This window comes from Aeribacillus sp. JST-2, from assembly GCF_056032925.1.
On the sequence record NZ_JBVVUU010000017.1, the window covers coordinates 48,567 to 59,090 of the forward strand.

Annotated in this window: 10 protein-coding genes; all 10 read right to left on the minus strand. The window is 40.1% G+C overall.

Going from position 1 to position 10,524, the window contains the following annotated elements:
- Nucleotides 1–60 precede the first annotated feature (60 nt).
- Nucleotides 61–549 carry a 2-C-methyl-D-erythritol 2,4-cyclodiphosphate synthase gene (ispF, locus tag AC0KTX_RS10385; RefSeq protein WP_474252126.1) on the minus strand — a complete coding sequence of 163 codons (489 nt, stop codon included), beginning with the start codon at nucleotides 547–549 and terminating at the stop codon, nucleotides 61–63.
- Nucleotides 546–1,238: a 2-C-methyl-D-erythritol 4-phosphate cytidylyltransferase gene (gene ispD, locus AC0KTX_RS10390; protein ID WP_474252127.1), complete on the minus strand. Its 693-nt coding sequence runs from the start codon at nucleotides 1,236–1,238 to the stop codon at nucleotides 546–548. Before ispD ends, ispF begins: the two co-directional genes overlap by 4 nt.
- A gap of 16 nt (nucleotides 1,239–1,254) precedes the next feature.
- A complete protein-coding gene (locus tag AC0KTX_RS10395) occupies nucleotides 1,255–2,349 on the minus strand; it encodes a PIN/TRAM domain-containing protein (RefSeq protein ID WP_474252128.1) in 1,095 nt (364 codons plus the stop codon).
- 105 nt (nucleotides 2,350–2,454) lie between these two features.
- Nucleotides 2,455–3,513 (minus strand): DNA integrity scanning diadenylate cyclase DisA, encoded by a 1,059-nt coding sequence (gene disA, locus AC0KTX_RS10400; protein WP_474252129.1) that lies wholly within the window; start codon nucleotides 3,511–3,513, stop codon nucleotides 2,455–2,457.
- 3 nt (nucleotides 3,514–3,516) lie between these two features.
- Nucleotides 3,517–4,893, minus strand: a complete 1,377-nt coding sequence (gene radA, locus AC0KTX_RS10405) for a DNA repair protein RadA (RefSeq protein WP_474252130.1) — start codon at nucleotides 4,891–4,893, stop codon at nucleotides 3,517–3,519.
- Nucleotides 4,894–4,970: 77 nt separating this feature from the next.
- Nucleotides 4,971–7,406 carry an ATP-dependent protease ATP-binding subunit ClpC gene (clpC, locus tag AC0KTX_RS10410; protein ID WP_474252131.1) on the minus strand — a complete coding sequence of 812 codons (2,436 nt, stop codon included), beginning with the start codon at nucleotides 7,404–7,406 and terminating at the stop codon, nucleotides 4,971–4,973.
- Entirely contained in the window at nucleotides 7,403–8,485 is a 1,083-nt protein-coding gene (locus AC0KTX_RS10415) for a protein arginine kinase (RefSeq protein WP_474252132.1), read from the minus strand. The genes clpC and AC0KTX_RS10415 overlap by 4 nt, the downstream gene beginning before the upstream one ends.
- A gap of 1 nt (nucleotide 8,486) precedes the next feature.
- Nucleotides 8,487–9,035, minus strand: coding sequence for a UvrB/UvrC motif-containing protein (locus AC0KTX_RS10420; protein ID WP_474252133.1), 549 nt, complete (start codon nucleotides 9,033–9,035; stop codon nucleotides 8,487–8,489).
- A gap of 13 nt (nucleotides 9,036–9,048) precedes the next feature.
- Nucleotides 9,049–9,510, minus strand: coding sequence for a CtsR family transcriptional regulator (locus AC0KTX_RS10425; protein WP_474252134.1), 462 nt, complete (start codon nucleotides 9,508–9,510; stop codon nucleotides 9,049–9,051).
- 214 nt (nucleotides 9,511–9,724) lie between these two features.
- Nucleotides 9,725–10,390 carry an MgtC/SapB family protein gene (locus tag AC0KTX_RS10430; RefSeq protein ID WP_474252135.1) on the minus strand — a complete coding sequence of 222 codons (666 nt, stop codon included), beginning with the start codon at nucleotides 10,388–10,390 and terminating at the stop codon, nucleotides 9,725–9,727.
- Nucleotides 10,391–10,524: the final 134 nt, after the last annotated feature.

Sequence of the window (10,524 nt, forward strand, 5' to 3'; positions counted from 1 at the left end):
TCCAATAATGATCACCGAATATATAAAGCCAAGATTATTTTACCATCAAACAAAAGTTGATCAAAGTGATTGCTCTATATTTTGCAACAAAACAACGGCTTGGGCTGCAATTCCTTCGCCTCTCCCCGTAAATCCAAGTTTTTCTGTTGTCGTCGCCTTCACATTTACTTGATCAAGTTCCGCTTCCAACAGTTCCGCGATCCTAGCTTTAATCTCTTCAATATAAGGAGCCATCTTTGGCCTCTCGGCAATGATGGTGCAATCGGCATTCCCTAATTTATAGCCTTTCTTTTTTACAAGTTTCCATACATCCGCAAGCAATTTAGCCGAATCTGCATTTTTATAAGCGGGATCAGTATCTGGAAAATGCCTGCCAATATCTCCTTCCCCAATAGCACCTAAACAGGCGTCTGTAAGCGCATGAAGGAGAACGTCCGCATCAGAATGTCCAAGCAGCCCTTTTTCATATGGAATTTCAACACCGCCAAGAATGAGGCGCTTCCCATCAACCAGCTGATGAACGTCAAATCCTTGTCCAACGCGAATCATTCGATCACCCCTCCTTTATTCTCTAAAATCGCTTGAGCAAAAATTAAGTCGTCCGGTGTTGTTAATTTAATGTTCGAATACTCCCCTTGAACAATGCAAACTTTTCCCCCGATCCTTTCTACTAAACTTGCATCATCCGTTCCTAAAAACTGATCTTTAACAGCCGCTTCATGCGCCTTTAAAATAACGGAAAGACGAAAAGCTTGTGGTGTTTGGACTGCCCACAAGCTAGAACGTTCAACGGTATCAATCACTTCCATGTCGCGAACCCGTTTTATTGTATCTTTTACAGGAACAGCTACAGTGGCGGCTCCTTCTATATAAGCTTTTTCCACCAACTTGCGGATTGTGTTATGACGGACGAATGGTCTTGCTCCGTCATGAATTAAAACAATCCCGTCATCTTTAATCTCTTTTAAGCCGTTATACACGCTGTGTTGGCGTTCTAAACCGCCTGAAACCAGCTTTTTTACTTTTTGGATGTTATATTTTTCAAGCAACTCTCTAAACTGCTCCCGTTCTTTTTCGTTAATAACCAGAATAATCTCGACGCAATCAGCGTCTTTTTCAAACACGCTTAACGTCCTGATAATGACCGGCAAAGAATTAAGTTCAATAAATTGTTTATTCTTTCTTGATTTCATTCGCTTTCCTTGACCCGCGGCTGGTATGACAACCCGATAATTCATCTTCTTTCTCCTTAATTTATAATGCTTTTTCTAACAGCTTCGGCTTCGCAAAAATCATGCGTCCAGCTGAAGTTTGGAGAACGCTTGTAACAAGGATGTCAATGTTTTTTCCGATATAATCCCTTCCATCCTCGACAACAATCATTGTCCCATCATCAAGATAGGCAACACCTTGATTGTGCTCTTTTCCGTCTTTGATCACTTGGACATTCAATTCTTCCCCAGGCAACACAATCGGTTTAACCGCATTTGCCAAATCATTAATGTTCAATACGGATACTTTTTGCAGTTCGCAAACTTTGTTTAGGTTGAAATCATTTGTAACAACAACGGCTTGAAGGATTTTTGCCAATTTGATCAATTTGCTGTCCACTTCTTGAATGTCGTCGAAATCCCCTTCCCATATTTCCACAGGGATATCCAATTCCTTCTGAATTTTGTTTAAAATGTCAAGTCCCCGTCTTCCACGGTTTCTTTTTAATACATCAGATGAATCGGCGATATGCTGCAACTCTTCTAAAACAAATTGCGGAATAACGATTGTTCCTTCCAAAAAGCCTGTTTGGCATATGTCGGCAATCCTGCCATCTATAATAACACTTGTGTCCAATATTTTTAAGCTTTTCTTTTCAATATTTTCTTCTTCCTCTTGAACTCCTTTTTTTCTATTCGCTTTGGACGAAATAGAAAATAAGCTTAATAATTCGTCACGCTTTTTATAACCAATTTGAAATCCTAAATATCCTAATATAATCGTTAAAAAAATTGGCACAATATTGTTGATGATTGGATAAGGCAGTTCTGCCAAAGAGATCCCGATCAAATAGGCGATGATCAGACCGAAAATCAATCCTAAACTGCCAAACAAAATATCTGTCACTGGCGTTTTCACTAATTTTTCTTCCATGTATTTAATCCAATTCACAATATAGTCAACTAACCAAAAGGAGATCATATAAAACAAAACTGCACCTAAAACAGCTAATGTATAGGGTGCCATTATGAAAGGAACATCCTCCATATTCAAAAGAAATAATAATTCCGGAATAAACAAAATGCCTAATGTTCCGCCGACAAACAATAAAAAGATTTGAACGATTCGTTTAATCATGCCGCCACCTCCTTTATTACATTATAAACAGTTTAAGACGATTCAAACATCAAAAGACAACTATTGTAAAAATATTGATAAATTGCTGTAAAGGAATTTGCCATATTATAACTCGCGAGATATGCTAAATTGTTCTTGAAGCCTCCTCAATCCTTCTCTAATTTTCCTTGCCCGCACTTCTCCTATTCCTTCCACCTCATCTAATTCATCTACGGTAGCAACTGAGATGTGTTTCAAATTTTGAAAGGTTGTTACCAAATTTTCAATAATGACGGACGGCAGCCTTGGAATTTTATTAAGAATGCGGTATCCTTTTGGCACTACAGATTCATTTAAATTAGAAAAATGCGGATAACCTAACAACTTTAATAAAATCGTGTCATCCAGCAACTCCGAATTCGATAGCTCCAATAATTGTTCTAAAACAGCTTTTGGGTCTATTGATTTTTCATTGCTGTAATCTTTAATTAAGAGAAGCGCTTCTTTTTCAATATCTGACATAAGCTCGTTCATTTGCAAACGAATCAGCTGGCCTTCCGAACCGAGTTCATCCACATAATTAATGATTTCACTTTTAATTCTTAACACCATTTCAATCCGATGCAACACTTGGATAACGTCATCAAGGGTTACGGAATCCTCCAGTTCCAACAATCCTAAATTCGCAATCGATTCATCAGTAGCAGATTTGTATTTTTCCAATGTCTGCAAAGCTTGATTTGCTTTTGTCAAAATGACTCCTATATCACGCAGTGCATAGCGGCAGTCGCCGAAATAGAGCGTTATGACATTTCTTCTTTCCGAAATTGCCACTACCAGATTCCCGGTTTGTTTTGCCACCCGTTCAGCGGTTCTATGCCTCATGCCGGTTTCCGAAGTTTCTATACTTGTATCTGGAATCAACTGGGCATTGGCGTATAAAATTTTTTGGCCCGAATCGCTTAAAATAATGGCTCCGTCCATTTTTGCCAGTTCATATAAATGGGAGGGGGTGAACTGGGAATTGATATAAAAACCCCCATCTACAATCTGCTTTACTTTTTCATTATAGCCGACAACAATTAATCCCCCGGTTTTTGCACGCAAAACATTATCGATGCCTTCACGGATTGGTGTGCCCGGGGCCACAAACTGTAAAATATCTTTTAGCATTTTTTGTTTCATCATTTATCCCCCTAATGCAAATTCGAGTGCTTCCGAAATATTTGACACACCGACAATGTCAATATCATCAGGTATTTTCCATCCTCCTAAGTTTGCTTTAGGTAGGAAAATCCTCCGAAACCCCAGCTTCTTAGCCTCTAACACACGCTGCTCAATTCTCGACACCCTTCTTATTTCTCCGGTTAATCCCACTTCACCGATAAACACATCATGCACGTTTGTCGGGATGTCTTTAAAACTCGAGGCAATGCTGATAGAGACGGCTAAATCTATCGCCGGTTCGTCCAATTTCACTCCGCCAGCCACTTTTAAATAAGCATCCTGATTTTGCAGCAAAAGTCCGACACGCTTTTCCAGCACGGCCATCAACAACGACACGCGGTTATGGTCAATTCCGTTCGCCATTCTTCTCGGATTTCCAAAGCTTGTAGGAGCTATTAAAGCTTGTATTTCAACAAGAACAGGTCTTGTTCCTTCCATCGAGGCCACAACTGTTGAACCAGATGCCCCTTTTGCTCTTTCCTCCAAAAAGATTTCCGAGGGGTTGACTACTTCTTCGAGACCCGTTTCTTTCATCTCAAAAATCCCGATTTCATTTGTGGATCCAAAACGATTTTTAACGGCGCGTAATATTCGATATGTATGATGACGTTCCCCTTCAAAATATAATACGGTATCAACCATGTGTTCTAAAATGCGGGGGCCTGCAATGGAACCGTCTTTCGTCACGTGTCCTACGATAAAAATCGGAATTCCTTTTGTTTTAGCAAGCCTCATTAGTTCAGACGTACATTCCCGGACTTGGGATACACTTCCAGGGGCAGAAGAAATTTCATGATGATATATTGTTTGAATCGAGTCGATGATGACTAATGCTGGCTTTGTTTCATCAATGACCCGAATAATCACTTCCAAGTCAGTTTCCGAAAATACAAATAATCTTTCCCCTTTTACTCCAAGCCGATCGGCACGGAGCTTTGTTTGCTTGATCGATTCTTCTCCTGAAATATATAAAACCTCATTTCCCCCTTTGGCCAACTGTGAAGAAACTTGCAATAACAGCGTAGATTTGCCGATACCGGGATCACCCCCTATTAAAACAAGCGACCCTTTTACAATTCCTCCTCCCAACACCCTGTTAAACTCATGAAGTCCTGTATGAATTCTAGGTTCCTTTACTGCTTGAATATCATTGATTAAGGAAGGTTTGCTGAAGGTGGATGATTCTGTGTGATTAAATGCAATGCGGTGTTTCCCTTGTTGTTTGAAGATTTCCTCGGTCATTGTATTCCAAGCCCCGCATCCAGGACATTTCCCCATCCATTTTGCAGATTCATAGCCGCAAGATTGGCAAACGAACTTTGACTTTATTTTCGACATGCGTGTATTCCCCACTTTTTAAAAATCACTTGTGCTGTTTATTGAAAAGAGGGCATACGGTAAAAGTATGCCCAAGTTTATTGAACTTTTTCTGCAGATTTTACAACGAATTCTCCGTCTACAACATCTAGGACAACCTTTTGCCCTTTTTCGATCGTTCCTTTTAATAATTCCTCTGACAATCGGTCTTCGACATTTTTTTGGATCGCTCTGCGCAGCGGTCGAGCGCCATATTCTAAGTCATGGCCTTCTTCAGCCAGCTTTTCTTTTGCACGATCGGTTAATTCCAGTTCGATATCCTGCTCTTTTAACCGCTTTGTTAATTGATCAGCCATTAGCGATACAATTTCTTTTAAATGTTTTTTCTCAAGAGAGTGGAAAACGATGATTTCATCAATACGGTTTAAAAATTCTGGGCGAAACGCTTTTTTCAGTTCATCCATCACTTTATCTTTCATATCTTTGTAATTTGCATTTTCATCCTGAACATTGAAACCAACATATTTATTCCGTTTTAATTCACTTGCTCCAACGTTGGAAGTCATGATGAGAATTGTATTCCTAAAGTCTACTGTGCGGCCTTTTGAGTCAGTAAGCCTTCCGTCTTCCAAAACTTGAAGCAATATGTTAAATACATCCGGATGTGCTTTCTCAATTTCATCAAGCAAAACAACCGAATAAGGTTTACGGCGCACTTTTTCCGTTAGTTGCCCACCTTCTTCATAGCCGACATAGCCAGGAGGAGAACCAACCAGTCTTGAAGTAGAGTGCTTTTCCATATATTCGGACATGTCGATCCGGATCATGGCATCCTCATCGCCAAACATTGCTTCCGCCAGTGCTCTTGCCAACTCAGTTTTACCCACTCCTGTTGGACCCAAGAAAATGAATGAACCGATCGGACGCTTCGGATCTTTTAACCCGGCGCGTGCACGGCGCACAGCTTTTGAAACAGCCGAAACCGCTTCTTCTTGCCCTATGACACGGGAGTGCAATATTTTTTCGAGATTAAGGAGACGCTCCGTTTCGGTTTGGGCAAGTTTCACAACAGGAATACCGGTCCAGCTTGAAACAACCATTGCAATATCTTCAACCGTCACTTCTGAATTTTCTTGCCCTTGTTTTTCTTTCCAAGATTTTTTGGTTTCTTCTAATTCCTCGCGAAGCCGCTGTTCGGTGTCTCTTAAAGAAGCAGCTTTTTCGAATTCCTGGCTTTGAACAGCAGCTTCTTTTTCTTTGCGAATTTCCTCCAGTTTTTGTTCTAATTCTTTTAAATTGGGAGGAGTTGCAAATGAGCGCAAACGGACTTTTGATCCGGCTTCATCAATTAAGTCGATGGCTTTGTCAGGCAAGTAACGGTCAGAAATGTAACGGTCGGATAATTTCACTGCTGCTTCAATCGCCTCATCTAAAATGGAGACACGATGGTGTGCTTCATATCGGTCTCTTAATCCTTTTAAAATTTGAATGCTTTCTTCAATTGTCGGCTCATCAACTTGAATCGGCTGAAAACGCCGTTCAAGCGCTGCATCTTTTTCAATGTATTTTCGATACTCATCTAATGTGGTTGCACCGATGCATTGCAATTCTCCCCTCGCTAAGGCTGGTTTTAATATGTTGGAAGCATCGATTGCTCCTTCCGCACCGCCGGCACCGATTAATGTATGCAGTTCATCAATAAATAAAATGATGTTTCCTGCCTGGCGAATTTCATCCATTACTTTTTTCAACCGATCTTCAAACTCGCCGCGATATTTTGTTCCTGCCACAACCGTTCCCATATCGAGCGTCATTACTCGCTTGTCCCGCAAAATTTCCGGCACTTCATTGTTGACAATTTGCTGTGCAAGCCCTTCAGCGATGGCGGTTTTTCCCACTCCCGGTTCACCGATTAACACCGGGTTATTTTTAGTTCTGCGGCTCAATACTTCAATAACACGCTGAATTTCCTTGCCTCGTCCGATAACCGGGTCAAGCCCGCCTTCCCGAGCAACAGCCGTTAAATCTCTTGCAAGGCTGTCAAGAGTCGGGGTATTTGCATTGGCCATCGAACTTCCTTGATGACTCGAGGAGACTTCATTGCTGCCCAACAGCTGCAGCACTTGCTGACGGGCTTTGTTTAAACTGACTCCAAGGTTGTTTAAAACACGTGCGGCAACTCCTTCTCCCTCTCGAATCAATCCCAATAAAATGTGTTCTGTTCCAACATATGAATGGCCTAATTTTCTTGCTTCATCCATTGACAGTTCAATCACTTTTTTGGCTCTAGGGGTATAATGAATGGTTTGTGAAATTTCTTGTCCGCGTCCGATCAAGCTTTCCACTTCATTTTGGATTTTTTCCGGACTTAATCCCAATGCGCGAAGAGCTTTCGCAGCAATTCCTTCTCCTTCACGCACTAAACCGAGTAGAATATGTTCTGTGCCGATATTATTATGTCCAAGCCTCACAGCTTCTTCTTGCGCTAAGGCAAGCACTTTTTGCGCCCGCTCTGTAAATCTGCCAAACATCATTTGTAATCATCCTCCCTTTTTTCTATTTGGAGTCGTTCTCGAATTAAGGATGCCCGACGAACATCCCGTTCATTCGGCCGAAGCGCTCCACCCGAATATTGTTGCAAAAAACCGGGCTGAATAAAAACCAACAACTCATTCAAAATGCTGCGAGAAACATTTTTAATAATTCCTAAATCAATGCCTAAACGGACATCTGACAAACATTGAATGGCTTCTTTTGATTGAATGATTCTGCTGTACTTAAGGGTTCCGTAAGAACGATAAACACGGTCTTCCAACTGATGCGGACTTGTTTTATAAAGCGCTTCTCTCGCAGACCTTTCTTGAGCTATCAATTGTTTGACTACGCTAATTAAATCGTCTACAATATCTTCTTCTGATTTTCCTAGTGTCATTTGATTGGAAATTTGGAAGATATTGCCTAACGCTTCACTGCCTTCACCATATATTCCTCTCACCGCCAATCCTAATTGATGAATGGCCGAGATAATTTGGTTCATTTGCTGATTGAGAACAAGAGCTGGCAGATGCATCATGACAGAGGCGCGTAATCCGGTTCCAACATTTGTCGGGCAGCTTGTCAAATACCCTCTATGTTCATCAAACGCATAATCTACTTTTTCTTCAATCCAGTCATCAAGTTCCATCGCCAAATCCAATGCTTCTTTTAATTGCAAGCCCGGAAACAAGCATTGGATTCTGATATGATCTTCTTCATTAAGCATGATGCTTACTTCTTCGTTTTCTGATAAAAGACATCCACCCAATGTCGATTCTTCCATTAGGTATGGACTGATTAAATGTTTTTCAACAAGGACACGCTTTTGAATCGGTTGAAGTTCATTCATTTTTAATAGTTCGAATGTACCTACACTCCCGAAAGACCGGTTTGAAAATGATTGTTCAAACGTATCTAAAACAGTCATTGCTTCCTCATTGGACATAATAGAGGGGAAACGCAGGCTATCAACGTTTCTTGCCAGCCGGATCCTGCTGCTTAACACAATGTCCGAATCCGGGCCTTTCTCACTCATCCAAGCGCTCATGGCAGAGTTTATAAATTTTTGAAAGGACATTTTATACTCCCCTTTCATCTTGTCCATTTAACTTTGCTTCTATTGATCGTAATTCATCTCGAACCTGTGCGGCTCTTTCAAATTCTTCTTTGGCAACTAATTCTTGCAGCTTTTCCCTCAGCATTTTAAGGCGTTTTCGCAAATGGATGCTCCCGCCAACTCTTTTCGGAACTTTTCCTCCATGTGTCGTATTGCCGCCATGGACACGTCTTAAGATCGGCGTGATTTGATGGTAAAAAGTTTTGTAACAATGCGAACACCCGAATTTGCCCGTATTCATAAATTCGCGGAACGTCATTTTGCAGCGATCGCATTGAAGCACCTGATTGTTTTGAAAAACGTTTTGACCTTTTGGACTCAGAGCGCTTTCCATATTCAATAGTCCAGATAACAAATGATTAAACGAAAATCCAGAATGCATATTAAACATAAACGCATCGCTCTTCTCCTGTGCGCATTTGTCGCAAATGTGGACTTCCGTTTTTTCCCCATTAATGATTTTCGTGAAATGAAATGTCGCAGGTCTTTCATGACATTCTTGACAAATCACTGCCTTCACATCCTTACTTGTATTTTAATGAGGTCAGCATAGCTTTCATCATTCTTGCCCGAAGCTCATCTCGGTCAGGCAATTCAATATATAAAACAGATCGATCAATCACACTCAACATTATTTTCGCTTCCCTTTCGGAAATGACCTCTTCCTCAGCCAATCTCAAAATAATATCTTCTGCCGCCGACTGCGAAAGCCTTTTTCCAATGGCATTTATAATTTGATTAATGAGTTGAATGCGGTCATTAATTTGTACTTTCATAATTCGAATATAACCGCCTCCACCCCTTTTGCTTTCGACAATATAACCGCGTTCAATTGTAAAACGAGTATTAATGACATAATTAATTTGCGAAGGCACACACTGGAATTTGTCGGCAATCTCGCTTCTTTTAATTTCAACAATTTCTTTTCCGCTCGAATCGAGCACTTGTTTCAAATATTGCTCAATAATATCCGAAATGTTTCTCAATCCATGGAACACCTCCTTCGTATTTTGATCGGAAATTGCACAATAATTTATTCTTTGCAAATCCTGGGGATAGGAGGCTTCGTGTTCACTGCTGTTTTCTAAATCCAGGAAATTGACTTTGACTATATTTGACCTTAATTATAATATAATCATTTTTGGAGAATTTTTCAACAAAAAAGCTTTTCACAATCAATATTCCCAATTCAGCACGTTTTTAAAAAAATTTTTTCACACCTGTTATATTCATTAATTCATTTATCAACATCTCTTCTTTATTTCTTGGGAATTCAATTTCCAATAAGTATGAATTTTTTCCATTTTGCTCCTCATTTTGGGTCTGAAGAATTTTATGAAGAGAAACATCCAGTTTCTCTAATTGATGAACAAGACGAATAAATTCTTCTTCGGATAGAACAGCCCGAATCCATTTTTTGCTTGTTTTTTCAGCAAAAATAGCTTCAACTTTATTCAAGAACATCAAACTTAACAAGACGATGAAAGCTGAAAAAACGGCTAATGCATACATGCCCGCTCCTATGACAAGACCTAAACCCGCTACCACCCATATGGAAGCTGCCGTTGTTAATCCTTTTACCGTTGCCTCTTTCACTAATATGGTTCCTGCTCCTAAAAATCCAATGCCACTTATTACATATGAAGGAATTCTTGCAGGGTCAAAGCGGATGTTTTCATATTGAATTATATAATTTTCAAATCCATAAAGCGACAATAGCATCATCATACAAGATCCCACACCAACCAATAAATGAGTTCTAAATCCTGCAGGATGGCGTTTGAATTCACGTTCAAGCCCGATAAAACCGCTCAAAACTGCAGCCAAAACAATTCGTATAAACATTACTTGCCAATCATCAGGCATCATCATCCCACCTTTCCATTGACGTTGGCTCTATTTGAAATACATTAAAATATATAACTCAGCTTTCGCAGTCCAAAATCTTGTTTAAATGCTTGATGTAAATGGTTTTGGGAAGTACAAAATTATCATTTGAC

Excerpts from the sequence above, each read along its gene's own strand:
- ispF (WP_474252126.1), bottom strand. The coding sequence starts at position 549 with ATGATTCGCGTTGGACAAGGATTTGACGTTCATCAGCTGGTTGATGGG.
- ispD (WP_474252127.1), bottom strand. The coding sequence starts at position 1,238 with ATGAATTATCGGGTTGTCATACCAGCCGCGGGTCAAGGAAAGCGAATG.
- AC0KTX_RS10395 (WP_474252128.1), bottom strand. The coding sequence starts at position 2,349 with ATGATTAAACGAATCGTTCAAATCTTTTTATTGTTTGTCGGCGGAACA.
- disA (WP_474252129.1), bottom strand. The coding sequence starts at position 3,513 with ATGAAACAAAAAATGCTAAAAGATATTTTACAGTTTGTGGCCCCGGGC.
- radA (WP_474252130.1), bottom strand. The coding sequence starts at position 4,893 with ATGTCGAAAATAAAGTCAAAGTTCGTTTGCCAATCTTGCGGCTATGAA.
- clpC (WP_474252131.1), bottom strand. The coding sequence starts at position 7,406 with ATGATGTTTGGCAGATTTACAGAGCGGGCGCAAAAAGTGCTTGCCTTA.
- AC0KTX_RS10415 (WP_474252132.1), bottom strand. The coding sequence starts at position 8,485 with ATGTCCTTTCAAAAATTTATAAACTCTGCCATGAGCGCTTGGATGAGT.
- AC0KTX_RS10430 (WP_474252135.1), bottom strand. The coding sequence starts at position 10,390 with ATGCCTGATGATTGGCAAGTAATGTTTATACGAATTGTTTTGGCTGCA.